Source organism: Micromonospora sp. NPDC048871 (assembly GCF_043198155.1).
Classification (GTDB): domain Bacteria; phylum Actinomycetota; class Actinomycetes; order Mycobacteriales; family Micromonosporaceae; genus Micromonospora.
Genome location: NZ_JBICUM010000009.1, coordinates 168,374 through 194,836, shown reverse-complemented (window position 1 = coordinate 194,836; position 26,463 = coordinate 168,374). Strand labels below are relative to the sequence as shown.

31 protein-coding genes are annotated in these 26,463 nt (G+C 67.4%); all 31 read left to right on the top strand.

Translation table 11 applies throughout. The features are described 5' to 3' along the window. Window positions 1-597: 597 nt before the first annotated feature. Window positions 598-4,029: a DNA-directed RNA polymerase subunit beta gene (locus ACGFIK_RS20570; protein WP_327024025.1), complete on the top strand. Its 3,432-nt coding sequence runs from the start codon at window positions 598-600 to the stop codon at window positions 4,027-4,029. A 123-nt stretch (window positions 4,030-4,152) separates the two neighbouring features. Then, on the top strand, window positions 4,153-8,040 hold the full coding sequence (locus ACGFIK_RS20565; protein WP_327024026.1) for a DNA-directed RNA polymerase subunit beta': 3,888 nt from the start codon (window positions 4,153-4,155) through the stop codon (window positions 8,038-8,040). Window positions 8,041-8,132: 92 nt separating this feature from the next. Then, on the top strand, window positions 8,133-8,507 hold the full coding sequence (locus tag ACGFIK_RS20560) for a hypothetical protein (protein WP_327024027.1): 375 nt from the start codon (window positions 8,133-8,135) through the stop codon (window positions 8,505-8,507). A 407-nt stretch (window positions 8,508-8,914) separates the two neighbouring features. Next, on the top strand, window positions 8,915-9,295 hold the full coding sequence (locus tag ACGFIK_RS20555; RefSeq protein ID WP_327024028.1) for a hypothetical protein: 381 nt from the start codon (window positions 8,915-8,917) through the stop codon (window positions 9,293-9,295). Between the two features lie 493 nt (window positions 9,296-9,788). Then, complete coding sequence (gene rpsL / locus ACGFIK_RS20550) at window positions 9,789-10,163, top strand: 30S ribosomal protein S12 (RefSeq protein ID WP_013735958.1); 375 nt, start codon at window positions 9,789-9,791, stop codon at window positions 10,161-10,163. Between the two features lies 1 nt (window position 10,164). Continuing rightward, on the top strand, window positions 10,165-10,635 hold the full coding sequence (gene rpsG / locus ACGFIK_RS20545) for a 30S ribosomal protein S7 (RefSeq protein ID WP_013735957.1): 471 nt from the start codon (window positions 10,165-10,167) through the stop codon (window positions 10,633-10,635). A gap of 75 nt (window positions 10,636-10,710) precedes the next feature. Beyond that, window positions 10,711-12,807: an elongation factor G gene (fusA, locus tag ACGFIK_RS20540; protein ID WP_327024029.1), complete on the top strand. Its 2,097-nt coding sequence runs from the start codon at window positions 10,711-10,713 to the stop codon at window positions 12,805-12,807. A 215-nt stretch (window positions 12,808-13,022) separates the two neighbouring features. Beyond that, entirely contained in the window at window positions 13,023-14,216 is a 1,194-nt protein-coding gene (gene tuf / locus ACGFIK_RS20535) for an elongation factor Tu (protein WP_102658909.1), read from the top strand. Between the two features lie 351 nt (window positions 14,217-14,567). Then, window positions 14,568-14,876: a 30S ribosomal protein S10 gene (gene rpsJ, locus ACGFIK_RS20530; RefSeq protein WP_007073037.1), complete on the top strand. Its 309-nt coding sequence runs from the start codon at window positions 14,568-14,570 to the stop codon at window positions 14,874-14,876. 11 nt (window positions 14,877-14,887) lie between these two features. Beyond that, a complete protein-coding gene (rplC, locus tag ACGFIK_RS20525) occupies window positions 14,888-15,553 on the top strand; it encodes a 50S ribosomal protein L3 (protein WP_327024030.1) in 666 nt (221 codons plus the stop codon). After that, entirely contained in the window at window positions 15,550-16,200 is a 651-nt protein-coding gene (rplD, locus tag ACGFIK_RS20520) for a 50S ribosomal protein L4 (protein ID WP_327024031.1), read from the top strand. The genes rplC and rplD overlap by 4 nt, the downstream gene beginning before the upstream one ends. Further along, entirely contained in the window at window positions 16,197-16,499 is a 303-nt protein-coding gene (rplW, locus tag ACGFIK_RS20515) for a 50S ribosomal protein L23 (RefSeq protein WP_013735952.1), read from the top strand. Before rplD ends, rplW begins: the two co-directional genes overlap by 4 nt. A 12-nt stretch (window positions 16,500-16,511) precedes the next feature. Continuing rightward, entirely contained in the window at window positions 16,512-17,351 is an 840-nt protein-coding gene (rplB, locus tag ACGFIK_RS20510; RefSeq protein WP_013735951.1) for a 50S ribosomal protein L2, read from the top strand. A 12-nt stretch (window positions 17,352-17,363) separates the two neighbouring features. Continuing rightward, window positions 17,364-17,645, top strand: a complete 282-nt coding sequence (rpsS, locus tag ACGFIK_RS20505) for a 30S ribosomal protein S19 (protein ID WP_013735950.1) — start codon at window positions 17,364-17,366, stop codon at window positions 17,643-17,645. 40 nt (window positions 17,646-17,685) lie between these two features. Then, entirely contained in the window at window positions 17,686-18,141 is a 456-nt protein-coding gene (gene rplV, locus ACGFIK_RS20500; RefSeq protein ID WP_043721958.1) for a 50S ribosomal protein L22, read from the top strand. After that, the gene (gene rpsC / locus ACGFIK_RS20495; protein WP_102658911.1) at window positions 18,141-18,995 is read left to right on the top strand and encodes a 30S ribosomal protein S3; all 855 of its coding nucleotides are present in this window, start codon (window positions 18,141-18,143) and stop codon (window positions 18,993-18,995) included. Before rplV ends, rpsC begins: the two co-directional genes overlap by 1 nt. A 3-nt stretch (window positions 18,996-18,998) precedes the next feature. After that, window positions 18,999-19,424, top strand: coding sequence for a 50S ribosomal protein L16 (gene rplP, locus ACGFIK_RS20490; RefSeq protein ID WP_007465292.1), 426 nt, complete (start codon window positions 18,999-19,001; stop codon window positions 19,422-19,424). Continuing rightward, the gene (rpmC, locus tag ACGFIK_RS20485) at window positions 19,424-19,657 is read left to right on the top strand and encodes a 50S ribosomal protein L29 (protein WP_327024032.1); all 234 of its coding nucleotides are present in this window, start codon (window positions 19,424-19,426) and stop codon (window positions 19,655-19,657) included. Before rplP ends, rpmC begins: the two co-directional genes overlap by 1 nt. After that, window positions 19,654-19,941 (top strand): 30S ribosomal protein S17, encoded by a 288-nt coding sequence (gene rpsQ, locus ACGFIK_RS20480; protein ID WP_013735945.1) that lies wholly within the window; start codon window positions 19,654-19,656, stop codon window positions 19,939-19,941. Before rpmC ends, rpsQ begins: the two co-directional genes overlap by 4 nt. 95 nt (window positions 19,942-20,036) lie before the next feature. Further along, the gene (gene rplN / locus ACGFIK_RS20475; RefSeq protein WP_023358185.1) at window positions 20,037-20,405 is read left to right on the top strand and encodes a 50S ribosomal protein L14; all 369 of its coding nucleotides are present in this window, start codon (window positions 20,037-20,039) and stop codon (window positions 20,403-20,405) included. Next, window positions 20,402-20,722: a 50S ribosomal protein L24 gene (gene rplX, locus ACGFIK_RS20470; RefSeq protein WP_013288626.1), complete on the top strand. Its 321-nt coding sequence runs from the start codon at window positions 20,402-20,404 to the stop codon at window positions 20,720-20,722. Before rplN ends, rplX begins: the two co-directional genes overlap by 4 nt. Then, complete coding sequence (gene rplE / locus ACGFIK_RS20465) at window positions 20,722-21,291, top strand: 50S ribosomal protein L5 (RefSeq protein ID WP_327024033.1); 570 nt, start codon at window positions 20,722-20,724, stop codon at window positions 21,289-21,291. Before rplX ends, rplE begins: the two co-directional genes overlap by 1 nt. A 1-nt stretch (window position 21,292) precedes the next feature. Next, window positions 21,293-21,478, top strand: a complete 186-nt coding sequence (locus ACGFIK_RS20460) for a type Z 30S ribosomal protein S14 (RefSeq protein ID WP_007465272.1) — start codon at window positions 21,293-21,295, stop codon at window positions 21,476-21,478. Window positions 21,479-21,575: 97 nt separating this feature from the next. Continuing rightward, window positions 21,576-21,983, top strand: a complete 408-nt coding sequence (gene rpsH, locus ACGFIK_RS20455; RefSeq protein ID WP_007073022.1) for a 30S ribosomal protein S8 — start codon at window positions 21,576-21,578, stop codon at window positions 21,981-21,983. A gap of 16 nt (window positions 21,984-21,999) precedes the next feature. Continuing rightward, window positions 22,000-22,542 carry a 50S ribosomal protein L6 gene (rplF, locus tag ACGFIK_RS20450; protein WP_327024034.1) on the top strand — a complete coding sequence of 181 codons (543 nt, stop codon included), beginning with the start codon at window positions 22,000-22,002 and terminating at the stop codon, window positions 22,540-22,542. Beyond that, window positions 22,539-22,928 (top strand): 50S ribosomal protein L18, encoded by a 390-nt coding sequence (gene rplR / locus ACGFIK_RS20445; protein WP_327024035.1) that lies wholly within the window; start codon window positions 22,539-22,541, stop codon window positions 22,926-22,928. Before rplF ends, rplR begins: the two co-directional genes overlap by 4 nt. Window positions 22,929-22,962: 34 nt before the next feature. Further along, window positions 22,963-23,577, top strand: a complete 615-nt coding sequence (gene rpsE, locus ACGFIK_RS20440) for a 30S ribosomal protein S5 (protein WP_013735940.1) — start codon at window positions 22,963-22,965, stop codon at window positions 23,575-23,577. Continuing rightward, window positions 23,577-23,759, top strand: a complete 183-nt coding sequence (rpmD, locus tag ACGFIK_RS20435) for a 50S ribosomal protein L30 (protein ID WP_327024036.1) — start codon at window positions 23,577-23,579, stop codon at window positions 23,757-23,759. Before rpsE ends, rpmD begins: the two co-directional genes overlap by 1 nt. Further along, window positions 23,759-24,202, top strand: coding sequence for a 50S ribosomal protein L15 (gene rplO, locus ACGFIK_RS20430; protein WP_327024038.1), 444 nt, complete (start codon window positions 23,759-23,761; stop codon window positions 24,200-24,202). The genes rpmD and rplO overlap by 1 nt, the downstream gene beginning before the upstream one ends. Before the next feature lie 239 nt (window positions 24,203-24,441). Further along, window positions 24,442-25,767, top strand: coding sequence for a preprotein translocase subunit SecY (secY, locus tag ACGFIK_RS20425; protein WP_327024039.1), 1,326 nt, complete (start codon window positions 24,442-24,444; stop codon window positions 25,765-25,767). Then, window positions 25,768-26,421 (top strand): adenylate kinase, encoded by a 654-nt coding sequence (locus ACGFIK_RS20420; protein WP_327024040.1) that lies wholly within the window; start codon window positions 25,768-25,770, stop codon window positions 26,419-26,421. The last annotated feature ends 42 nt before the right edge of the window (window positions 26,422-26,463 follow it).

Here is a 26,463-nt window from a genome sequence, read left to right as displayed (position 1 = left end):
TGGGTGGTGGGCCCACTATCAACCTTAAATCTCCTTCTCCCCCCGTGTGGCCCCCCCGCGGTGGGGGCGGCGGCTCCCCCCGGGGGGGGGGGGCGCCCCACCCCTCCCCCCCGCCCCCCCCCCCGCCGTGCTGGTGGACGCAAGGCGCAGCGGGCATGAGCAGGCCGTGGGGATCCGTTGACCCCTGCGGAGGGCCGGCCCTACGGTGGGAAAGAGCAGCGGATGGCAATCTCGGCCCTTGACGCGACCATGGGCTGACAGGCACGCTGACATAGCAAGACCTTCCGCGCTTGCGACGGCCACTGCGTGGGTAGATCAGCGGCAGCACCAACTGCCGCGGGCACCTGAGCGGCCCGGCGGGAACGTTGCGTTCCGAGCGGTCCGGTACGACCCGATCCAAGGGTCCCGAGACCAGTTCCGCGACGTCCTGCGGGATGGGCTGGACAGCGGTTAGCCTCTCGGCTACACTGCTAGTTTGCGCTGCCTTCCGACTTGACCCCTGCTCGGAAATGTCCGGTTATGGATATTTTCTGGTGGGGTCATTGGAGTGCACGCGTACCAGCCGTTCTGCAGCACCGGTCCTCGGAAGGACGCATCTTGGCAGCTTCCCGCCCTGCGAAGACCAGTCGTACGTCGAGCGCATTCGCTCCCCGCCGAGTTTCCTTCGGCCGGATCACCGAACACCTCGAGGTCCCCAACCTCCTCGCCATTCAGAACGAGTCCTTCGACTGGCTCGTCGGCAACGAGGCTTGGCAGGGCCGGTCGGCGGACGACCCGCACGCACGCTCGGGTCTCGCGGAAATTCTCGACGAGATCAGTCCCATTGAGGACTTTTCCGGCACCATGTCGCTGTCCTTCTCCGCCCCGCGCTTCGACGAGGTCAAGGCCTCGATCGAGGAGTGCAAGGAGAAGGACCTCACCTACTGCGCGCCACTGTTCGTGACCGCAGAGTTCACCAACAACACCACCGGCGAGATCAAGAGCCAGACGGTGTTCATGGGTGACTTCCCGATGATGACGCCGAAGGGCACCTTCATCATCAACGGCACCGAGCGGGTGGTGGTCAGCCAGCTCGTCCGTTCCCCGGGCGTCTACTTCGACAAGCAGCCGGACAAGACCTCCGACCGCGACCTCTCCAGCGTCAAGGTCATCCCGAGTCGGGGTGCCTGGCTGGAGTTCGACATCGACAAGCGCGACACGGTCGGCGTCCGCATCGACCGTAAGCGTCGGCAGGCCGTCACCGTGCTGCTCAAGGCCATCGGATGGTCGGCCGAGCGGATCCGTGAGAAGTTCGGCTGGTCCGAGCTGATGATGACCACGCTCGAGAAGGACCACATCGCCGGCCAGGACGAGGCGCTACTCGACATCTACCGGAAGCTGCGCCCTGGCGAGCCGCCGACCCGCGAGAACGCCCAGACCCTGCTCGACAACCTCTTCTTCAACCCGAAGAGGTACGACGTAGCCAAGGTCGGTCGGTACAAGTTCAACAAGAAGCTCGAGCTGAGCGTGCCGATCACCACCGGCACCCTGACCGAGGACGACATCGTCGCCACCGTGGAGTACCTCTGCCGGCTGCACGCCGGTGAGGAGGGCTACGAGGCCGACGACATCGACCACTTCGGCAACCGGCGGCTGCGTACCGTGGGTGAGCTGATCCAGAACCAGGTTCGGGTCGGCCTCTCCCGGATGGAGCGGGTGGTCCGCGAGCGGATGACGACTCAGGACGTCGAGGCGATCACGCCGCAGACCCTGATCAACATCCGCCCGGTGGTGGCCGCGATCCGGGAGTTCTTCGGCACCTCGCAGCTGTCCCAGTTCATGGACCAGACCAACCCGCTGGCGGGTCTGACCCACCGGCGCCGGCTGAGCGCGCTCGGCCCGGGTGGTCTGTCCCGGGAGCGGGCCGGCTTCGAGGTCCGTGACGTGCACCCGTCCCACTACGGCCGGATGTGCCCGATCGAGACGCCGGAAGGCCCGAACATCGGTCTGATCGGCGCCCTGTCCACCTTCGCCCGGGTCAACCCGTTCGGCTTCATCGAGACGCCGTACCGGAAGGTCGTCGACGGTCGGGTCACCGACCAGATCGACTACCTGACCGCGGACGAGGAGGACCGGTTCGTTAAGGCGCAGGCCAACGCGCCGCTGCGGGCCGACGGCACCTTCGCCGAGGACCGGGTCCTGGTCCGTCGTAAGGGCGGCGAGACCGAGGACGTACCCCCGGCGGCCGTGGACTACATGGACGTGTCGCCGCGGCAGATGACCTCGGTCGCGACCGCGATGATCCCGTTCCTGGAGCATGACGACGCCAACCGGGCCCTGATGGGCGCGAACATGCAGCGCCAGGCGGTGCCGCTGGTCAAGGCCGAGTCCCCGCTCGTCGGCACCGGCATGGAGTACCGTGCCGCCGTCGACGCCGGTGACGTGGTCGTGGCCGAGGTCGGCGGGGTGGTCGAGGACCTCTGCGCCGACTACATCACCGTCCACCAGGACGACGGCCACCGCCGTACCTACCTGCTGCACAAGTTCCGCCGCTCCAACGCCGGCTCCTGCGTCAACCAGAAGCCGGTGGTCTTCGAGGGCGACCGGGTCGAGGCCGGCCAGGTCATCGCCGACGGTCCGTGCACCGACGAAGGTGAGATGGCGCTCGGGCGCAACCTGCTCGTGGCGTTCATGTGCTGGGAGGGCCACAACTACGAGGACGCGATCATCCTGTCGCAGCGCCTCGTGCAGCAGGACGTGCTCACCTCGATCCACATCGAGGAGCACGAGGTCGACGCCCGGGACACCAAGCTCGGCCCGGAGGAGATCACCCGCGACATCCCGAACGTCAGCGAGGAGATGCTCGCCGACCTCGACGAGCGCGGCATCATCCGGATCGGCGCCGAGGTCGTTCCCGGCGACATCCTGGTCGGCAAGGTCACCCCGAAGGGTGAGACCGAGCTGACCCCGGAGGAGCGGCTGCTGCGCGCGATCTTCGGTGAGAAGGCGCGTGAGGTCCGGGACACCTCGCTGAAGGTGCCGCACGGCGAGACCGGCACGGTCATCGGTGTGCGTACCTTCTCCCGCGAGGACGGCGACGAGTTGCCGCCGGGCGTCAACGAGCTGGTGCGGGTCTACGTCGCCCAGAAGCGGAAGATCCAGGACGGCGACAAGCTCGCCGGCCGGCACGGCAACAAGGGCGTCATCTCCAAGATCCTGCCGGTCGAGGACATGCCGTTCCTGGAGGACGGCACCCCGGTCGACATCGTGCTCAACCCGCTGGGTGTACCCAGCCGGATGAACATCGGGCAGGTGCTGGAGACCCACCTGGGCTGGGTGGCCAAGACCGGTTGGAAGGTCGAGGGCGACGACGCCGAGTGGAAGCGTCAGCTGCAGAGCATCGGCGCGGACTCCTCGGAGCCGGACACCAACGTGGCCACTCCGGTCTTCGACGGTGCCCGCGAGGAGGAGATCTCCGGTCTGCTCGCCTCGACCCTGCCCAACCGGGACGGCAAGCAGCTGATCGGTGCCACCGGCAAGGCGCAGCTGTTCGACGGTCGCTCCGGCGAGCCGCTGCCGGACCCGATCGCGGTCGGCTACATCTACATCCTGAAGCTCAACCACCTGGTCGACGACAAGATCCACGCTCGGTCGACCGGTCCGTACTCGATGATCACTCAGCAGCCGCTGGGTGGTAAGGCGCAGTTCGGTGGCCAGCGCTTCGGTGAGATGGAGTGCTGGGCCATGCAGGCCTACGGTGCCGCGTACGCCCTGCAGGAGCTGTTGACGATCAAGTCCGACGACGTCCTCGGTCGGGTCAAGGTCTACGAGGCCATCGTCAAGGGCGAGAATATCCCCGAGCCGGGCATCCCGGAGTCGTTCAAGGTGCTGCTCAAGGAGCTCCAGTCGCTGTGCCTCAATGTTGAGGTGCTCTCCAGCGACGGCGTGGCCCTGGAGATGCGCGAGACCGACGACGAGGTGTTCCGCGCCGCGGAGGAACTCGGCATCGACCTGTCCCGGCGTGAGCCGAGCTCGGTCGAAGAGGTGTGATTGGGGAGGTTGGGGGCCGTCCGGTTCGCTCTGGGCGGTCAGGCTTGATCCCGACGCGAGTCGACCGGCCCCCAACCCCGCCGAGGGCTAGCTACAGATCAGACACGACACGAGGGATATAACGTGCTCGACGTCAACTTCTTCGACGAGCTGCGCATCGGCCTTGCGACTGCGGACGACATCCGTCAGTGGTCGCACGGTGAGGTCAAGAAGCCCGAGACGATCAACTACCGCACCCTCAAGCCGGAGAAGGACGGGCTCTTCTGCGAGAAGATCTTCGGTCCGCAGCGGGACTGGGAGTGCTACTGCGGTAAGTACAAGCGGGTCCGCTTCAAGGGCATCATCTGTGAGCGCTGCGGCGTCGAGGTGACCCGCTCGAAGGTCCGCCGGGAGCGGATGGGCCACATCGAGCTGGCCGCCCCGGTGACCCACATCTGGTACTTCAAGGGTGTGCCGAGCCGGCTGGGTTACCTGCTGGACCTCGCCCCGAAGGACCTCGAGAAGATCATCTACTTCGCCTCGTACGTCGTGACGAGCGTTGACGCCGAGTCGCGTCACCGTGACCTCTCGACCATCGAGAACGAGATCCTGGCCGAGAAGCGGCAGTCGGAGAACAGCCGCGACTCGGAGATCGAGAAGCGGGCCGCCAAGCTGGAGGCCGACCTGGCCGAGCTGGAGGCCGAGGGCGCGAAGGCGGACGTCCGGCGCAAGGTCAAGGAGGGCGGAGAGCGCGAGATGCGCCAGATCCGCGACCGGGCCCAGCGCGAGATCGACCGCCTGGACGAGGTGCTGGACACCTTCCGCAAGCTGGAGCCGAAGCAGCTGGTCACCGACGAGCTGCTCTACCGCGAGCTGCGGGACCGCTTCGGCGAGTACTTCACCGGTGGCATGGGCGCCGAGGCGATCAAGGCCCTGGTGCAGAACATGGACCTCGACGCCGAGGCGGAGAGCCTGCGGGAGACCATCCGTACCGGTAAGGGTCAGCGGAAGATCCGGGCGCTCAAGCGGCTGAAGGTCGTGGCGGCGTTCCAGAACACCCGCAACTCGCCGCTGGGCATGGTGCTGGACTGCGTACCGGTGATCCCGCCGGACCTGCGTCCGATGGTGCAGCTCGACGGTGGCCGGTTCGCTACCAGCGACCTGAACGACCTGTACCGCCGGGTGATCAACCGGAACAACCGGCTCAAGCGACTGATCGACCTCGGCGCCCCCGAGATCATCGTCAACAACGAGAAGCGGATGCTCCAGGAGGCCGTCGACGCGCTGTTCGACAACGGCCGTCGGGGCCGGCCGGTCACCGGTCCGGGTAACCGTCCGCTGAAGTCGCTGTCCGACATGCTCAAGGGCAAGCAGGGCCGGTTCCGTCAGAACCTGCTGGGCAAGCGCGTCGACTACTCCGGCCGTTCGGTCATCGTGGTCGGCCCGAAGCTCAAGCTGCACCAGTGCGGCCTGCCCAAGCAGATGGCGCTGGAGCTGTTCAAGCCGTTCGTGATGAAGCGGCTGGTCGACCTCAACCACGCCCAGAACATCAAGTCCGCCAAGCGGATGGTCGAGCGGCAGCGGCCGGTCGTGTGGGACGTGCTGGAAGAGGTCATCGGCGAGCACCCGGTGCTGCTCAACCGCGCACCGACCCTGCACCGACTGGGCATCCAGGCCTTCGAGCCGCAGCTGGTCGAGGGCAAGGCCATCCAGATCCACCCGCTGGTCTGCACCGCGTTCAACGCCGACTTCGACGGTGACCAGATGGCGGTGCACGTGCCGCTGTCCGCCGAGGCCCAGGCCGAGGCGCGGATCCTGATGCTGTCGTCGAACAACATCCTCAAGCCGGCCGACGGCAAGCCGGTCACCATGCCCACCCAGGACATGGTCATCGGCCTGTACCACCTCACCCACCTCACCACCGGTGAGCGGGGCGAGGGCCGGGCGTTCAGCTCGGACGCCGAGGCGCGGATGGCGTACGACAACGGCGAGCTGCACCTCCAGGCACCGGTCAAGATCCGGCTGCAGGGTGTGGTCGAGGTCGACAACGGCGCTGGTGGGCAGCCGTGGACCCCGCCGGAGGACTGGACCCCGGGTCAGCCGCTGACGGTGGAGACCACCCTGGGCCGGGTGCTGTTCAACGAGACCCTGCCGCAGGGCTACCGGTACGTGAACTACGAGATCCGCAAGGGTCAGCTCTCCGCGATCGTCAACGACCTCGCCGAGCGGTTCCCGAAGGTGGCCCTGGCGGCCACCCTCGACGGGCTCAAGGAGGCCGGTTTCCACTGGGCCACCTGGTCCGGCGTGACCATCGGCATGGAGGACGTCATCGCTCCGCCGCGCAAGCGGGAGATCCTGGAGAAGTACGAGAAGGAAGCCGACCGGATCGACAAGCAGTACCAGCGTGGTCTGATGACCGCCGAGGAGCGTCGCGGCGAGCTCATCGAGATCTGGACCAAGGCGACCAACGAGGTCGCCAAGGAGATGGACACCGCGCTGCCGCAGGAGAACCCACTGTGGAAGATGATCAACTCGGGTGCTCGCGGTAACCTGCTCCAGCTCCGGCAGATCGCGGCGATCCGTGGTCTGGTGGCCAACCCGAAGGGTGAGATCATCCCGCGGCCGATCAAGGCCAGCTACCGGGAGGGTCTGTCCGTGCTGGAGTACTTCATCTCCACCCACGGTGCCCGTAAGGGTCTCGCGGACACCGCCCTGCGTACCGCCGACTCGGGTTACCTGACCCGTCGTCTGGTGGACGTCTCGCAGGACGTCATCATCCGCGAGGAGGACTGCGGTACCGACCGGGCCATCCCGATGCAGATCGGTCAGCAGCTCGACGGCCGGCTGGTGGTGCACGAGCACGCGGAGACCAGCGTGCACGCCCGTACCCTGGCCGACGACATCAAGGGGCCGGACGGCACCGTCGTCGCCGAGCGGGGCTCGGACATCAACTCGATCCTGGTCGACAAGATCGTCGCCGCCGGGGTGGAGACCGTCCGGGTGCGCAGCGTGCTCACCTGCGAGTCGAAGCTGGGCGTCTGTGGTGCGTGCTACGGCCGCTCGCTGCCGACCGGCAAGATCGTGGACGTCGGCGAGGCGGTCGGCATCATCGCCGCCCAGTCGATCGGTGAGCCGGGTACCCAGCTGACGATGCGTACCTTCCACACCGGTGGTGTCGCGGGTGAGGACATCACCCAGGGTCTGCCCCGTGTCCAGGAGATCTTCGAGGCCCGGATCCCGAAGGGCAAGGCGCCGATCGCCGACACCCCCGGCCGGATCCGGATCGAGGACGGCGAGCGGTCGCGCAAGATCGTCGTGATCCCGGACGACGGCAGCGACGAGATCGTGTACGACAAGATCTCGAAGCGGGTCCGGCTGCGGGCGCACGACGGCGACCACGTCGAGGTCGGCGAGAAGCTCACCGAGGGCACCATCGACCCGCACGAGCTGCTGCGCATCCTCGGCCCGCGCGCGGTCCAGGTCCACCTGACCCAGGAGGTCCAGGAGGTCTACCGCTCGCAGGGTGTGCTCATCCACGACAAGCACATCGAGATCATCATCCGCCAGATGCTCAAGCGGGTGACGGTCATCGACTCCGGCTCGACCGAGTTCCTGCCGGGTGTGCTGGTCGACCGGGCGCTGTTCGAGTCGGAGAACCGCCGGCTCGTCGGCGAGGGCGGCGAGCCCGCAGCCGGACGTCCGGTGCTGATGGGTATCACCAAGGCCTCGCTGGCCACCGACTCCTGGCTCTCGGCGGCCTCCTTCCAGGAGACCACCCGGGTGCTGACCGACGCGGCGATCCACGCCCGCAGCGACTCGCTGATCGGTCTCAAGGAGAACGTGATCATCGGTAAGCTCATCCCGGCCGGTACCGGCATCAGCAAGTACCGCAACGTCCGGGTCGAGCCGACCGAGGAGGCCAAGGCCAAGGTCTACTCGATGACCGGATACCCGGAGACCGACTACGGCTTCGGGCCGGCCAGCGGCCAGGCGGTTCCGCTGGACGACTTCGACTTCGGGTCGTACCGCTAATATCCGCTGCACCGACGAGGCCCCCGGCATCCGCCGGGGGCCTCGTCGTCGGTGGTCCTCCCGATTCGCTTCGGGCACGGCATGATGGAGCCATGACGACCGCCGCCGGACCGATGCCGGTCGCTTCACTGCCCGGGCCTCCACGGCATCCACTGGACCCGGACCCGGTTCGGGCCACGAAGGCACGGGCCGTCTTCGCGCTCGGCCTGATGGGTGCGTTGACCGGGCTGTTCATCGGGGGAGTGGTACCGGCCACGATCGCCCTCCAGTTGGCCCGGCAGGCCCGCCGTGAGGCGTACGCCTCAGGGGGTTTTCTCACCGGCGCGGCCTGGCTGCGGCGGGGGGAGAGCCTGGCCTGGACGGGCCTGATGCTGGTCGCGGTGAGTGTGGTCGTGCTGGTGGTGATCGGCGTGATCCGGCTCGCCGAGGCGCCCTACGGTCAGGATTTCGCACCGAACGTGGACTGAGGTCCGCACCGGGGCGGGCGCTCGGCTGGGGTGCCGCCGTCTCCGGCACCGGGGGGCTGATCGGCGACGGTAGCCTGACGGTGTCCACCGCGCGGCGGTGGACGCGGTCGATGAGGAGGATCCCCGTGACGGAACCGGCGCGTCCCGAGAGCGGCGAACCCGCTCAGCCCGCCGCCGGGCCTCCGGGGCCTGAGACACCCGAACCGCCCCGGTGGGCGCCACCGGGGCCTTGGGCGGCGAACCAACCCGCCGGGTACGCCCCGTCCCCGCCGGCCCCGTTCCCGTCCGCGCCGGGTGGGCCACCGCCGGGTGGGCCCGGTGCCGGTGCGCCGGCGGGCTGGGGTGCCGCGGCAGGGCGGGGTGCTGTCGTTCCGCCACCGCAGGAACGGCCCCGGCCGCCGAGTCGGGTGGAGCCCGTACCGGGCACCCCCTTCGCCATGGTGCACCTGGATGTGCCGCCGGTCACCTCGGGCCTGGCGGTCGGCTCGCTGGTCGCGGGCATCGTCTCCATCCTGGTGTCTTTCCTGGTCCTCTGCGTGGGTGGGGTGGGGGGTGGGCTGAACGGGGTCTGGGCCGCCGGCTCCTTCGCCACTCTGGGCGGCCTGACCGGGGCCGGTGCCCTCGTCGCCGGCCTGCTGGGCATGCGGCAGATCCGTCGACCGGCGCCCCCGCCGGGGGTGCGGTTCACCGGCCGGGGTCTGGCCATCGCCGGGGTCAGCTGCGGCGGTGCCGGACTGCTGTTGAGCCTGCTGGGCGTGGGTCTGGCCCTGCTGATGACCCTGGCCTGACCGGGCCGGCCGACCCGGGCGGCGGGCGGGTGTGGTCGGGCTCGGGGGTCGGCGGGTGGTTTCCGGTGGAGCCGGTACACTTGGCGTCGTAGGTGCCCATCACGGGCGGGCGGAGCGACGGAGCCGATAGCCGAGCGGTGAGAAGTTCGGCAGGTCTCCCGTTTTGACCTGCACGGCTGTGGTAGGTACTCTTTCCCCTTGTGCCCGGGCTCGCCTGGGCAAATCGTGCGTGCGCTGGATCCGGCCTCCGGTTTCCGGAAGGCGCCACGACTGAGCCAAAGATCCGGCGTACGGGCCTCCGTGTGCCGGTGACAGACCCCGGGGCTGCGCTTCATCCGCGCGGAACCGGGACCGTGATCGGGCGACACGCCCGACCGCGGGTGCCGGGACCTCCGTGAGGTGGCCCTGGTCGGAATGTAGGAGAGCCGGTCATCAGGTCGGCTACGACAGACGGCGCGGTCGCGACAGCGGCCGAAGGGAGCGGAGAAACCCGGTGCCCACGATCCAACAGCTGGTCCGAAAGGGCCGCCAGGCGAAGACCACCAAGACCAAGACCCCGGCGCTGAAGGGTTCCCCTCAGCGGCGCGGCGTGTGCACCCGCGTGTACACCACCACCCCGAAGAAGCCGAACTCGGCGCTGCGCAAGGTTGCTCGTGTCAAGCTCAGCAGCCAGGTCGAGGTGACCGCCTACATCCCGGGCGTCGGGCACAACCTGCAGGAGCACTCGATCGTGCTCGTCCGCGGTGGCCGTGTGAAGGACCTCCCCGGCGTGCGTTACAAGATCGTCCGCGGCTCGCTGGACACCCAGGGTGTCCGCAACCGCAAGCAGGCGCGCAGCCGTTACGGCGCGAAGAAGGAGAAGAGCTGACATGCCGCGTAAGGGACCTGCCCCGCGTAAGCCGCTGGTCGCTGACCCGGTGTACAACTCGCCGCTGGTCACCCAGCTGGTAAACAAGATCCTGCTCCGCGGCAAGCGTCAGCTCGCCGAGCGCATCGTCTACGCCGCCCTGGAGGGCTGCCGCGAGAAGAGTGGCACCGATCCGGTCGTCACCCTCAAGCGCGCGATGGACAACGTCAAGCCGACCCTCGAGGTCCGCAGCCGCCGTGTCGGTGGCGCGACCTACCAGGTTCCGGTCGAGGTCCGTCCGGCCCGGGCCACCACCCTGGGCCTGCGCTGGCTGGTCACCTACTCCCGCGCCCGCCGCGAGAAGACCATGGTCGAGCGACTGATGAACGAGCTGCTGGACGCGAGCAACGGCCTCGGCGCCGCCGTCAAGCGGCGTGAGGACACCCACAAGATGGCGGAGTCCAACAAGGCCTTCGCGCACTACCGCTGGTAACACCTGAGGTCCCGGCGCCTACCGGCGCCGGGACCGCCGCCAGTTGTGTCGGGACGACGATAAGTAGGGATTGAAGTGGCCGCCGCAGACGCGCTCGCCAACGTACGCAACATCGGCATCATGGCGCACATCGATGCCGGTAAGACCACTACCACCGAGCGGATCCTGTTCTACACCGGTATCACGTACAAGATCGGTGAGGTTCATGAGGGCGGCGCCGTCATGGACTGGATGGAGCAGGAGCAGGAGCGCGGTATCACCATCACTTCCGCCGCCACGAAGTGCGAGTGGAAGGGCCATACGATCCAGATCATCGACACGCCCGGCCACGTCGACTTCACGGTCGAGGTGGAGCGGTCGCTTCGGGTGCTGGATGGTGCGGTCGCGGTCTACGACGGTGTGGCCGGCGTGGAGCCGCAGACGGAGAACGTCTGGCGTCAGGCGGACAAGTACAACGTCCCCCGGATGTGTTTCGTCAACAAGCTCGACCGCACCGGCGCGGACTTCTTCCGCTGCGTGCAGATGATGATCGACCGGCTGAACGCCACTCCGCTGGTGCTCCAGATCCCGATCGGCGCCGAGAGTGACTTCATCGGCGTGGTCGACCTGGTCGAGATGCGCGCCCTCACCTGGCGTGGCGAGACCCAGAAGGGTGAGGACTACGCGGTCGAGGAGATCCCGGCCGACCTGGCTGACTCCGCTGCCGAGTGGCGCGAGAAGCTGATGGAGACCCTGGCCGACGTCGACGACGCGGTGATGGAGAAGTACCTGGAGGGCGAGGAGATCTCCGTCGAGGAGGTCAAGGCCGCCATCCGTCGGGCCACCATCGCCGGCAAGGCCAACCCGGTCTTCACCGGTACCGCCTTCAAGAACAAGGGCATCCAGCCGATGCTGGACGCGGTCGTCGCGTACCTGCCCTCGCCGCTGGACATCCCGGCGATCGAGGGTACGGCCACCGACGGCGAGACCCCGTTGCAGCGCAAGCCCTCGGTCTCCGAGCCCTTCTCCGGCCTGGCCTTCAAGATCCAGACGGACAAGCACCTCGGCAAGCTCACCTACGTGCGGATCTACTCCGGCACCCTTGAGTCCGGCTCCCAGGTGGTCAACTCCACCAAGGACCGCAAGGAGCGGATCGGCAAGATCTACCAGATGCACGCCAACAAGCGGGAAGAGCGCAGCACCGCGAAGGCCGGCGACATCATCGCGGTGCAGGGTCTGAAGCAGACCACCACCGGTGACACCCTGTGCGACCCGGCGAACCCGGTGATCCTGGAGTCGATGACCTTCCCGGAGCCGGTCATCGAGGTGGCCATCGAGCCGAAGACCAAGGCCGACCAGGAGAAGCTCAGCACCGCCATCCAGCGGCTGGCCGAGGAGGACCCGACCTTCCGCGTCAAGCTGGACGACCAGACCGGTCAGACGGTCATCTCCGGCATGGGCGAGCTGCACCTGGACATCCTGGTCGACCGGATGCGCCGCGAGTTCAACGTCGAGGCGAACATCGGTAAGCCGCAGGTGGCGTACCGCGAGACCATCCGCCGCAAGGTGGAGAAGGTCGAGTACACCCACAAGAAGCAGACCGGTGGTTCCGGCCAGTACGCCCGGGTGATCGTCAGCCTGGAGCCGCTGCCGCTGGGCAACGACGCCCCGACCTACGAGTTCGCCAACGCGGTCACCGGTGGCCGTATCCCCCGGGAGTTCATCCCCTCGGTGGACGCGGGTGCGCAGGACGCCATGCAGTACGGCATCCTGGCCGGCTTCCCGCTGGTGGGCGTCAAGCTGACGCTGCTGGACGGGCAGTACCACGAGGTCGACTCGTCGGAAATGGCGTTCAAGATCGCCGGTTCGATGGTGATGAAGGACGCGGCCCGCAAGGCCGATCCCGCGCTGCTCGAGCCGATGATGGCTGTTGAGGTCACCACTCCTGAGGAGAACATGGGTGACGTCATCGGCGACCTCAACTCCCGCCGTGGCATCATCCAGGCGATGGAGGAGCGCAGCGGCGCCCGCGTCGTCCGGGCTCTGGTGCCGCTGTCGGAGATGTTCGGCTACGTCGGCGACCTGCGGTCGAAGACCCAGGGCCGGGCTAGCTACAGCATGCAGTTCGACTCCTACGCCGAGGTTCCGGCCTCGGTGGCCAAGGAGATCATCGCCAAGGCGACGGGTGAGTGACGTCCGCCTGAGCTGATCCGACGGTGGTCGCGGGAGGTTTCCCCGACCGCGACCACCTCGGTCGGATTGGGTGAATTCCGGGCCTGTAGGCTTCATCGCCGCAGAGCCCACAAAAGCTTCCCGGCCGTCTGGCCGGAAAGGCTGTCGACAGAGTCCTAAGCGCCACTCGTGGCGTACCGGGGCGAACGAACCAAGAAGTCCACAGGAGGACACCAGTGGCGAAGGCGAAGTTCGAGCGGACTAAGCCGCACGTCAACATCGGCACCATTGGTCACATCGACCACGGTAAGACGACGCTGACGGCGGCCATCACCAAGGTCCTGCACGACCAGTACCCGGACCTGAACCCGTACACGCCGTTCGACGAGATCGACAAGGCGCCGGAGGAGAAGGCCCGCGGCATCACGATCTCGATCGCGCACGTCGAGTACCAGACCGAGGCGCGGCACTACGCGCACGTCGACTGCCCCGGTCACGCCGACTACATCAAGAACATGATCACCGGTGCCGCCCAGATGGACGGCGCGATCCTGGTGGTCGCCGCGACCGACGGCCCGATGCCGCAGACCCGCGAGCACGTGCTGCTGGCCCGCCAGGTCGGCGTGCCGTACATCGTCGTGGCGCTCAACAAGAGCGACATGGTCGACGACGAGGAGCTGCTGGAGCTCGTCGAGCTCGAGGTTCGTGAGCTGCTCTCGTCGCAGGAGTACCCGGGCGACGACCTGCCGGTCGTGCGGGTCTCGGCGCTCAAGGCCCTGGAGGGCGACCCGGAGTGGACCGGGCGCCTGCTGGAGCTGATGAACGCTGTCGACACCGCGATCCCGCAGCCGGAGCGCGAGACCGAGAAGCCGTTCCTGATGCCGATCGAGGACGTCTTCACGATCACCGGTCGTGGCACCGTCGTCACCGGTCGCGCGGAGCGCGGCATCCTCAAGCCGAACGAGGAGGTGGAGATCGTCGGTATCCGCGAGAAGTCGCAGAAGACGGTCTGCACCGGCATCGAGATGTTCCGCAAGCTGCTCGACGAGGCCCGCGCGGGCGAGAACGTCGGTCTGCTGCTGCGTGGCATCAAGCGCGAGGACGTCGAGCGCGGCATGGTGGTCGTCAAGCCGGGCACCACGACCCCGCACACCGAGTTCGAGGCGACGGTCTACATCCTCTCCAAGGAGGAGGGCGGCCGGCACACCCCGTTCTTCCAGAACTACCGTCCGCAGTTCTACTTCCGGACCACGGACGTCACCGGTGTCGTCACCCTTCCCGAGGGCACCGAGATGGTCATGCCGGGCGACAACACCACGATGACCGTGAAGCTGATCCAGCCCATCGCGATGGAGGAAAACCTCAAGTTCGCGATCCGGGAGGGTGGCCGTACGGTCGGCGCTGGTCGCGTCACCAAGATCATCAAGTGAGCTAGGTAACCCCGATTAGACCCGCCGCCGGTCGTGCGGCATACTAGTCAGGTTGCGTAACGACAGTTCGCTGCCCGTGTTCGACTCACGTCGAACCTCCGGGTAGGCAGAGCAGTCGGGCGTGGGGTGGTTGGCGGCCCGTCCGTCAACCACCCTCGCGCGGCGTTCAGGTCGCGGTAGTGCGATCGGCGCCTGGACCCACCACGGTCTCAGATCGCCCCGGAAGCTCGGGGCGGAGCTAGGCCAGAGGGCGCGACACGCCCGACCGCGGGGGTGGGCGAATAGGGTCTGTACCAGCCGGTACAGGACACCCGCAACACAGCGGCATCGAGAGAAGGAACAGAAGCCACCATGGCGGGACAGAAGATCCGCATCCGGCTCAAGGCCTATGACCACGAGGTCGTCGACTCCTCGGCTCGGAAGATCGTCGAGACGGTGACGCGCACCGGGGCGCAGGTCGCGGGCCCGGTGCCGCTGCCCACGGAGATCAACCGTTTCTGCGTCATCCGCTCGCCGCACAAGTACAAGGACTCGCGCGAGCACTTCGAGATGCGTACGCACAAGCGGCTGATCGACATCATCGACCCGACCCCGAAGACGGTCGACTCGCTCATGCGCCTCGACCTGCCGGCTGGCGTCGACATCGAGATCAAGCTGTAGGGACCGGACACATGGACAGGCAAGTTAAGGGGATCCTGGGCGCGAAGCTCGGCATGACCCAGGTCTGGGACAACAACAAGGTTGTTCCGGTGACCGTGGTTCAGGCCGGCCCCTGCGTCATCACCCAGGTTCGTGACGCCGACAAGGACGGTTACTCCGCGGTCCAGCTGGCGTACGGCACGATCGACCCGCGCAAGGCCAAGAAGCCGCTGCGTGGGCACTACGCCAAGGCTGACGTGGCGCCGCGCCGGCACATCGTCGAGCTGCGCACCTCCGACGCCGCGGACTACTCGCTCGGTCAGGAGATCACGGTCGAGGAGTTCCCGGCCGGCGTCTCCATCGACGTCACCGGCAAGACCAAGGGCAAGGGCTTCGCCGGCGCGATGAAGCGGCACGGCTTCCACGGTCTGCGGGCCAGCCACGGTGTCGAGCGCAAGCACCGCTCGCCGGGCTCCATCGGCGCCTGCGCCACCCCGGGCCGGGTCTTCAAGGGCACCCGGATGGCGGGTCGCATGGGTGGCGTGCGCTACACCGTGCAGAACCTGACCGTCCAGGCGGTCGACACTGAGAACAACCTCCTGCTCGTCCGCGGTGCCATTCCCGGCCCGAAGGGCGCGCTGGTCCTGGTCCGCACCGCGGCCAAGGCGAAGGTGAAGAAGGGCGGTGTGGCCAAGTGAGCACGGTTGACGTCTTGAACTCCGAAGGCACCAAGACCGGCTCGGTCGAGCTGCCCGGTGACATCTTCGACGTGCAGGCCAACGTGCCCCTGATGCACCAGGTCGTGGTGGCGCAGCTGGCCGCGGCCCGGCAGGGCACCCACAAGACCAAGACCCGGGGCGAAGTCTCCGGTGGCGGCAAGAAGCCTTACAAGCAGAAGGGCACCGGTCGGGCCCGGCAGGGCTCGATCCGCGCGCCGCAGTTCGCCGGCGGTGGCGTGGTCCACGGCCCGGTGCCGCGCGACTACAGCCAGCGCACCCCGAAGAAGATGAAGGCCGCCGCCCTGCGTGGCGCCCTGTCGGACCGGGCCCGCGCCGGGCAGGTGCACGTCGTCGAGGCGTTCGTCTCGGGCGAGAAGCCGTCGACCAAGGCCGCTCTGGCCACGCTCGCCAAGCTGACCGAGGCCCGCCGGGTGCTGGTCGTGCTGAGCAGTGTCGACGAGCTGAACTGGGTGTCGCTGCGCAACGAGCCGCGGGTGCACCTGATCGAAGCCGGCCAGCTGAACACGTACGACGTGCTGGTGGCCGACGATGTGGTCTTCACCAAGGAGGCCCTGGACGAGTTCCTGGGCGTTCCCGCCGAGACCACCGAGGAGGGTGGCAAGTGAGCACGATCGCCGACCCGCGCGACATCATCGTGGCGCCGGTCGTCTCGGAGAAGAGCTACAGCGAGCTGAACCGCAACTGGTACACCTTCCTGGTGCACCCGGACGCGAACAAGACCGCGATCAAGATCGCTATCGAGCAGATCTTCAACGTCCGTGTCCTGACGGTCAACACGCTCAACCGCGAGGGCAAGCGCAAGCGGACCCGTACCGGGTTCGGTAAGCGCAAGAACACCAAGCGCGCGATGGTGAAGCTGGCTGAGGGCGACCGTATCGAGGCCTTCGGCGGCCCGGTCAGCTGAGGGGTGTAGACAATGGCTATCCGTAAGTACAAGCCGACGACGCCGGGCCGGCGTGGCTCCAGCGTCGCCGACTTCGCCGAGATCACCCGGTCGACGCCGGAGAAGTCGCTGCTGGCACCGCTGCCCAAGAAGGGTGGGCGTAACGCCCACGGGCGGATCACCGCCCGGCACCAGGGTGGCGGCCACAAGCGGCAGTATCGGATCATCGACTTCAAGCGGGTCGACAAGGACGGCGTGCCGGCCAAGGTCGCGCACATCGAGTACGACCCGAACCGCACCGCGCGCATCGCGCTGCTGCACTACGCCGACGGCGAGAAGCGGTACATCATCGCGCCGAAGGACCTGAAGCAGGGCGACCGGGTCGAGTCCGGTCCGGGCGCCGACATCAAGCCGGGCAACAACCTGCCGCTGCGCAACATCCCGGTCGGTACCACCATCCACAACGTGGAGCTGCGCCCGGGTGGCGGGGCCAAGCTGGCCCGCTCGGCCGGCGTCGGCATCCAGCTGCTCGGCCGGGAGGGCGTGTACGCCACCCTGCGTATGCCCTCGGGTGAGATCCGGCGGGTGGACGTGCGCTGCCGGGCCAGCATCGGCGAGATCGGCAACGCCGACCAGTCGAACATCAACTGGGGTAAGGCCGGCCGGATGCGGTGGAAGGGCAAGCGCCCGACCGTCCGTGGTGTGGCCATGAACCCGGTCGACCACCCGCACGGTGGTGGCGAGGGCAAGACCTCCGGTGGTCGCCACCCGGTCAACCCGCAGGGTAAGCCCGAGGGCCGCACCCGTCGTAAGGGCCAGCCGAGTGACCGGCTGATCGTCCGCCGCCGCTACGCCACGCGTAAGCGCGGCTGAGGGAGATAAGACATGCCTCGCAGCCTGAAGAAGGGCCCGTTCATCGACGACCACCTGCTCAAGAAGGTGGAGACGCAGAACGAAAAGGGCTCGAAGAACGTCATCAAGACCTGGTCGCGGCGCTCGACGATCATCCCGGAGATGCTCGGGCACACGATCGCGGTGCACGACGGACGTAAGCACGTCCCGGTGTTCGTGACCGAGGCCATGGTCGGGCACAAGCTCGGCGAGTTCGCGTTGACCCGTACGTTCAAGGGTCACGAAAAGGACGACCGGAAGAGCCGCCGGCGCTGACGCCGCGGGCATACGGATAGAGGATCAAGGGGTTACAGCGATGCCAGGAAAGGGCGACGCTCCGGTGCTTCCGGGCGCGCGGGCGGTTGCGCGATACGTGCGCATCTCGCCGATGAAGGCGCGCCGGGTGGTCAACCTCGTCCGCGGCCTGCCCGCGAAGGAGGCTCTCACGGTGCTGCAGTTCGCGCCGCAGGCTGCGAGCGAGCAGGTGTACAAGGTGCTCGCGAGTGCGATCGCCAACGCGGAGAACAACGAGCGGCTGGACCCCGACGCGTTGCTCGTCAGCGAGGCGTTCGTGGACGAGGGCCCGACCATGAAGCGGTTCCAGCCGCGGGCGCAGGGCCGGGCGTACCGGATCCGTAAGCGCACCTGCCACATCACGGTGGCGGTCGAGGCGGTGGCGCCGGCCGCGCCGAAGAAGTCGGCGAAGAAGGCGGCACCGGCGGCGCAGAGCGCACCGGCCGAGACGCAGAGCAACACGGAGGGCGCCGAGTAATGGGTCAGAAGGTTCACCCGCACGGGTTCCGCCTCGGCATCTCGACCGACTGGAAGTCCCGCTGGTTCGCGGACAAGCTCTACAAGGACTACATCGGCGAGGATGTCAAGATCCGCCGGATGATGTCCAAGGGTCTGGAGCGGGCCGGCATCTCCAAGGTCGACATCGAGCGCACCCGCGACCGGGTCCGGGTCGACATCCACACCGCCCGGCCGGGCATCGTCATCGGCCGTAAGGGTGCGGAGGCCGACCGGATCCGTGGCGAGCTGGAGAAGCTCACCGGCAAGCAGGTGCAGCTGAACATCATCGAGGTGAAGAACCCCGAGTCGGACGCGCAGCTGGTCGCCCAGGGCGTGGCCGAGCAGCTCTCCAGCCGGGTCAGCTTCCGTCGGGCGATGCGCAAGGCGATGCAGTCGGCGATGAAGAACCCGATGTGCAAGGGCATCCGGGTGCAGGTCTCGGGTCGCCTCGGCGGCGCCGAGATGAGCCGCACGGAGTTCTACCGCGAGGGTCGGGTTCCGCTGCACACGCTGCGGGCCAACATCGAGTACGGCTTCTTCGAGGCCCGTACCACCTTCGGCCGCATCGGCGTGAAGGTCTGGATCTACAAGGGTGACGCGGTGCCGGGTCGGGAGACTCCGGCCGAGGCGCCGTCGCGCCCGCGCCGGGATCGGGGTGACCGCCCCGAGCGGCCGCGTCGTGGTCGCTCCGGTTCGTCCGGTACGACCTCCGGTGGTACCGAGGCCGGCCGGGCTGCCGCGACGACCGTCGCGCAGCAGGCCGAGACGCCGAGTGGCGAGCCGGTGGACACGTCCGCCGTCGCCGCCGCGGCAGAAACGCAGCAGGAGGGCTGACAGATGCTGATGCCGCGCAAGCCCCCGAAGGGCTTCCGCAAGCCGCACCACCCGGACCGCAGTGGCGCGTCCAAGGGCGGCAACCGGGTGGTGTTCGGCGAGTTCGGGATCCAGGCTCTCGAGCCGGCGTACGTGACCAACCGGCAGATCGAGTCGGCGCGTATCGCGATGACCCGCCACATCAAGCGTGGCGGCAAGGTCTGGATCACCATTTTCCCGGACCAGGCCCTCACCAAGAAGCCGGCCGAAACGCGGATGGGTTCCGGTAAGGGCTCGCCGGAGTGGTGGGTCGCCAATGTCAAGCCGGGGCGGGTTCTCTTCGAGATGTCCTTCCCGAACGAGCAGATCGCGCGAGAGGCGATGCGTCGCGCGATCCACAAGCTCCCGATGAAGTGCCGGATTGTGACGCGCGAAGTGGGTGAATCCTGATGGCAGCGGGCGTTAAGGCCTCCGAGCTGCGTGAGCTCTCCGAGGAGGAGCTGGTCACGAAGCTGCGTGAGGCCAAGGCGGAGCTGTTCAACCTCCGCGTGCAGGCCGCAACCGGGCAGCTGGACAACAACCGGCGGCTGCAGGTCATCCGTCGGGAGATCGCCCGGATCTACACGATCATGCGTGAGCGCGAGCTGGGGCTCTCGGTCGCGCCGACTGAGGTGGCTTCATGAGCGAGAACACGACGACCGCGGGCGCGGAGCTCGTGCGAGGACGCCGTAAGGTCCGTGAGGGCCTGGTGGTCAGCGACAAGATGGACAAGACCGTCGTGGTCGAGGTCGAGGACCGGGTCAAGCACGCGCTGTACGGCAAGATCATGCGCCGGACCAGCAAGCTCAAGGTCCACGACGAGCAGAACTCCGCCGGCATCGGCGACCGGGTCCTGATCATGGAGACCCGTCCGCTGTCCGCGACCAAGCGGTGGCGGCTCGTGGAGATCCTCGAGAAGGCCAAGTAGCGAAGGCTCGAGCTCGGCCGGATCGGTCGGGCGCAGGTTCCGCCAGGCTCCGGCCGCTCCGGCGGCCGGAGAACCGGCAGACATAGGAGATAGACGTGATTCAGCAGGAGTCGCGACTGCGCGTCGCTGACAACACGGGTGCCCGGGAGATCCTGTGCATCCGAGTTCTCGGTGGCTCCGGTCGGCGCTACGCGAGCATCGGCGACGTCATCGTCGCCACCGTCAAGGACGCCATCCCCGGTGCTGGTGTGAAGAAGGGTGACGTCGTCAAGGCGGTCATCGTCCGCACCGCCAAGGAGAGGCGCCGGCCGGACGGGTCGTACATCCGCTTCGACGAGAACGCCGCCGTCATCATCAAGGACGGCGGGGACCCGCGAGGTACCCGCATCTTCGGCCCGGTCGGTCGTGAGCTGCGGGACAAGCGGTTCATGAAGATCATCTCTCTCGCGCCGGAGGTGTTGTGACCGTGAAGGTCAAGAAGGGCGACACGGTCGTCGTCATCGCCGGCAAGGACAAGGGTGCCAAGGGCAAGGTCATCGCGGCCTACCCGCGGCAGGACAAGGTCCTGGTCGAGGGCGTGAACCGGGTCAAGAAGCACACTCGCATCAGCACCACTCAGCGTGGCGCCAAGACCGGTGGCATCGTCACCCAGGAGGCCCCGATCCACGTCTCGAACGTGATGGTCCTGGACTCCGACGGCAAGCCGACCCGTGTCGGTTACCGCATCGACGACAACGGCCAGAAGGTCCGCATCGCGCGTAGCACCGGTAAGGACCTGTGATGACCACGGCTACCGAAACCAAGTCCATGCCGCGCCTCAAGGAGCGGTACCGCAACGAGATCGTGGCGAAGCTGCGCGAGCAGAACGACTACGCCAACCCGATGCAGGTGCCGCGGTTGGTGAAGATCGTCGTCAACATGGGTGTCGGCGAGGCTGCTCGCGACGCCAAGCTCATCGACGGTGCGGTCCGCGATCTGGCCACGATCACCGGCCAGAAGCCGCAGGTCCGGCGGGCGAAGAAGTCCATCGCGCAGTTCAAGCTGCGGGAGGGAATGCCGATCGGCGCGAAGGTGACCCTGCGCGGCGACCGGATGTGGGAGTTCCTGGACCGGCTGCTGTCCATCGCGCTGCCGCGTATCCGTGACTTCCGCGGCCTCGACGGGCGCAAGCTCGACGGGCACGGCAACTACACGTTCGGTCTGACCGAGCAGTCGGTGTTCCACGAGATCGATCAGGACAAGATCGATCGCCAGCGGGGCATGGACATCACGGTGGTCACGACCGCCACGACCGACGACGAGGGCCGGGCGCTGCTCAAGCTCCTGGGCTTCCCGTTCAAGGAGAACTGAGATGGCCAAGAAGGCGCTGATCATCAAGGCGGCCGCGAAGCCGAAGTTCTCGGTTCGCGCGTACACCCGCTGCCAGCGGTGCGGGCGTCCCAAGGCGGTCTACCGCAAGTTCGGGCTCTGCCGGGTGTGCATCCGGGAGATGGCCCACCGCGGTGAGCTGCCCGGCGTGTCCAAGGCTTCCTGGTAATAGCCCGGCGCCGCGCCCCGCGCGTTAGCTGGACTGTCTCTTCGCCGTAGGCCTGCGCGAGCCGCGGGAACCCCGGCGAGAAAGGTTGACGAGTTACATGACGATGACCGACCCGATCGCAGACATGCTCACGCGTCTGCGTAACGCCAACCAGGCGTACCACGACCGGGTGACGATGCCCTACTCGAAGATCAAGGCGAACATCGCCGAGGTCCTCAAGACCGAGGGTTACATCGCCACCTGGTCGGTCGAGGAGCCCGAAGAGGGTGCCGTCGGCAAGCGACTGGTCGTCGAGCTGAAGTACGGCCAGAACCGGGAGCGGAGCCTGGCCGGTATCAAGCGTGTCTCCAAGCCCGGTCTACGGGTGTACGCCAAGTCGGACGGGCTCCCGCGGGTGCTCGGCGGGCTGGGCGTGGCGATCATTTCGACGTCCCAGGGGCTGCTCACCGACCGGCAGGCCCGCAAGCGGAGCGTTGGCGGGGAAGTCCTCGCCTTCGTCTGGTAACGGGAGACAGGTAGAAATGTCGCGTATTGGACGTAAGTCGATCCCGGTACCTGCCGGCGTCGACGTGACGATCGACGGCCGGACCGTCAAGGTCAAGGGCCCCAAGGGCGAGCTGTCGCACACTCTGGCCGAGCCGATCTCCATCGAGCGGGCCGAGGACGGGCAGTTGAGCGTCAACCGCCCGAACGACGAGCGCAAGGCCAAGGAACTGCACGGCCTGAGCCGTACCCTGGTCGCCAACATGATCGTCGGAGTCACCGAGGGCTACCGCAAGAGCCTGGAGATCTCCGGCACCGGTTACCGGGTCACGGCCAAGGGCAAGGACCTTGAGTTCGCGCTCGGGTTCTCGCACCCGGTCACGGTCCCCGCGCCGGACGGCATCACCTTCACGGTGGAGAAGCCGACGCTGTTCCACGTGGCCGGCATCGACAAGCAGCAGGTCGGTGAGGTTGCCGCCAACATCCGGAAGATCCGCCCGCCGGAGCCCTACAAGGGCAAGGGTGTCAAGTACCAGGGCGAGGTCATCCGCCGCAAGGCTGGAAAGGCAGGTAAGAAGTGAGCGCCACGCTGCTCAAGCGCCGCCGCGGCGTCGCCGCCAAGCGTGCCGTCGGGCGTGCGCGTCGGCACTTCCGGGTCCGCAAGAGCGTCAGCGGTACGCCCGAGCGCCCGCGCCTGGTCGTCACCCGTTCGCTGCGGCACATCGTCGCCCAGATCGTGGACGACACCAAGGGGCACACCCTGGCGTCGGCCTCGACCCTGGACGCCTCGGTGCGCGGCACGGAGGGCGACAAGAGCGCCCTGGCCGGCAAGGTCGGCACCCTGCTCGCCGAGCGGGCCAAGGCTGCCGGCATCTCCAAGGTCGTCTTCGACCGCGGTGGCAACCGGTACGCGGGGCGGGTAGCCGCGCTTGCCGACGCCGCCCGCGAAGCCGGGCTCGAGTTCTGACAATCCCCGTCACGAGAGAAAAGGAAGGCTGCTGATGCCAGGTCAACAGCGCCGTGGCGGCGGGTCCGGTGGCAACGAGGGTGGTCGCCGCGACAACCGCCGTGAGGGCGGCCGCGGAAACGCGCCCGCCGAGAAGACCCCGCACCTTGAGCGGGTCGTCGCGATCAACCGTGTCGCCAAGGTCGTGAAGGGCGGTCGTCGCTTCAGCTTCACCGCCCTGGTGATCGTGGGCGACGGCGACGGCACCGTGGGCGTGGGCTACGGAAAGGCCAAGGAGGTGCCCGCGGCGATCGCCAAGGGCGTCGAGGAGGCCAAGAAGCACTTCTTCAAGGTGCCGCGGATCGGTTCCTCGATCCCGCACCCGGTGCAGGGCGAGGCCGCTGCCGGTGTGGTGCTGCTCAAGCCGGCCTCGGCCGGTACGGGTGTCATCGCCGGTGGTCCGGTGCGTGCCGTGCTGGAGTGCGCGGGCATCCACGACGTGCTCTCCAAGAGCCTCGGATCGTCCAACCCGATCAACATCGTGCACGCCACCGTGGCTGCGCTGAAGGGGCTTGAGTCCCCCGAGGCCGTCGCGGCGCGTCGAGGCCTGCCGGTGGAGGACGTCGCTCCGGCCGCCATGCTGGCGTCGCGGGCGGGGGTGGCTTCCTGATGGCACGGCTGAAGGTCACCCAGGTTCGTTCCGAGATCGGGACCAAGCACAACCAGCGTGAGTCGCTGCGTTCGCTCGGTCTCAAGCGGATCAACGACGTGGTGGTCAAGGAAGACCGGCCCGAGATCCGCGGCATGATCTTCAAGGTCAGCCACCTCGTGAAGGTCGAGGAGGTCGAGTAATGACGATCAAGGTCCACCACCTGCGCCCGGCGCCGGGGGCCAAGACCGCGAAGACCCGTGTGGGTCGCGGTGAGGGCTCCAAGGGCAAGACCGCCGGTCGGGGTACCAAGGGTTCCAAGGCCCGAAAGAACATCTCGGCGGCGTTCGAGGGTGGGCAGATGCCCATCCACATGCGACTGCCGAAGCTCAAGGGCTTCAAGAACAAGTTCAAGGTGGTCTTCCAGGTGGTCAACCTGGACCGACTGGCTGAATTGTTCCCCAACGGCGGTCAGGTCGGCCCGGCCGAACTGGTCGAGGCCGGCGCGGTCCGCAAGGGCCAGCCGATCAAGGTTCTCGGCTCCGGGGATCTGGGCGGGGTTGCCCTCCAGGTCTCGGCGCACGCCTTCAGCGCGTCCGCCAAGGAGAAGATCGCCGCCGCCGGTGGCTCGGTAACAGAGCTGTAAGCTGCAAAAACGTATGGCGCCCGCCAGTTGATCCCAGCTGGCGGGCGCCCTGCTCTCAACTCGGGCGTGTGCGCCCGGTAACATCGGAATTGGTTTATGTAGCCGGGCACACCTGCCCGGACCGGGATCGGGCTGTTAGAGTCCCTTCCCAGCATGGAGAATCGGGCACCTGCCCGGCACCACCACCACCCCGATCCGCCAGGGATGCCCGGCGGCCCGCCTCGCGCAGGAGGAAGAAGTTGCTGTCCGCCTTTCTCAGTGCGTTCCGTACGCCTGACCTGCGCAAGAAGCTGCTGTTCACAGTAGGCATCATCGCGATCTACCGGCTCGGCGCCACCCTGCCCAGCCCAGGTGTCTCGTACGGCAACGTGCAGAAGTGCCTCGACACGATCGAGGGCTCCACCGGTGTGCTGAACCTGCTCGACCTCTTCTCGGGCGGCGCACTGCTCCAGCTGTCGGTCTTCGCGCTGGGCATCATGCCCTACATCACCGCGTCGATCATCCTGCAGCTGCTGACGGTGGTGATCCCCCGGCTCGAGCAGCTCCGCAAGGAGGGCCAGGCTGGCCAGGCGAAGATCACCCAGTACACCCGCTACCTGACTCTCGGCCTCGGTGTCCTCCAGGCCTCGGCGTTCGTGGCGCTGGCCCGCTCCGGTCAGCTGTTCAACAACCAGTGCGACCAGTTCCCGATCATCCCTGAGGGCACCGGCATCCCGGACTGGCTGACGCTGTCCGTCCTGGTGATGACGATGACCGCCGGTACCGGTGTGGTCATGTGGCTCGGTGAGCTGATCACCGACCGCGGCGTCGGCAACGGCATGTCCGTCCTGATCTTCACCTCGATCGCCGCCCGGCTCCCCAGCGAGGGCTGGCGGATCAAGGAGAGCCAGGGCTGGTTCAAGTTCTTCCTCGTCATCGCTCTGGTCCTGGTGGTCATCACCGCGGTCACCTTCATCGAGCAGGCCCAGCGCCGGATCCCGGTGCAGTACGCCAAGCGCATGATCGGCCGGCGGATGTACGGCGGCACCTCGACCTACATCCCGCTGAAGGTCAACCAGGCGGGTGTCATCCCGGTCATCTTCGGTTCCTCGCTGCTCTACCTGCCGCAGCTGGCGCTGCAGTTCTTCGACCAGAACGACCCGGGCAAGACCCAGGCGTGGATCCAGAACAACCTGGTCGACCCGACCAGCCCGATCTACATCTCGGTCTACTTCCTTCTGATCATCTTCTTCACCTACTTCTACGTCTCGATCACGTTCAACCCGACCGAGGTCGCGGACAACATGAAGAAGTACGGCGGGTTCGTGCCGGGCATCCGCCCCGGCAAGCCCACCGCCGACTACCTGGACTTCATCCTCAGCCGCATCACCCTGCCGGGGGCGCTGTACCTCGCGATCATCTCGATCCTGCCGAACTTCTTCTTCATCTGGCTGGACCGGCAGCAGTACCTCAACTTCCCGTTCGGTGGTACCGCTGTGCTGATCATGGTCGGTGTTGCTCTCGAGACCAGCAAGCAGATCGAGAGCCAACTGATGCAGCGGAACTACGAAGGGTTCCTGCGGTAGATGAGACTGGTTCTGGTTGGCCCGCCGGGTGCGGGCAAGGGCACACAGGCAGAGTTCATCGCCGCGCACCTGTCCGTTCCGAAGATCTCGACCGGCGACATCTTCCGGGCCAACGTCTCACAGGGCACGCCGTTGGGCGTCGAGGCCAAGCGCTACATGGACGCCGGCAAGCTGGTCCCGGACGAGGTCACCATCAACATGGTCCGGGACCGGCTGGCCGAGCCGGACACCGCCGAGGGCTTCCTGCTCGACGGTTTCCCCCGGACCACTCCGCAGGCGGCGGCGCTGGACAAGCTCCTCGCTGACCTGGGCACCGCCCTGGACATCGTGCTGGAGCTGGTGGTCGACGACGACGAGGTGATCCGGCGGTTGTCCGGCCGGCGCACCTGCCGGGGCTGCGGCAAGATCTGGCATGTCGAGTTCGACGCGACCAGCCGGGAGGGCATCTGCGACCGTTGCGGCGCCGAGCTCTTCCAGCGCGACGACGACAAGCCGGAGACCATCGCCGCCCGGCTGCGGGAGTACGCGGAGAAGACCGCACCCCTGGTGGACTACTACGGTGCCCAGGGCAAGCTGGTCGGCATCGACGCCACCGGCCCGGTGGAGGACGTCACCGTCCGCGCGATCGACGCCCTGCGGTCCTACGGGAGCTGAACAGGGTCGGCTCACCGCCGTCCGGATAGAGAGTGCGAACAG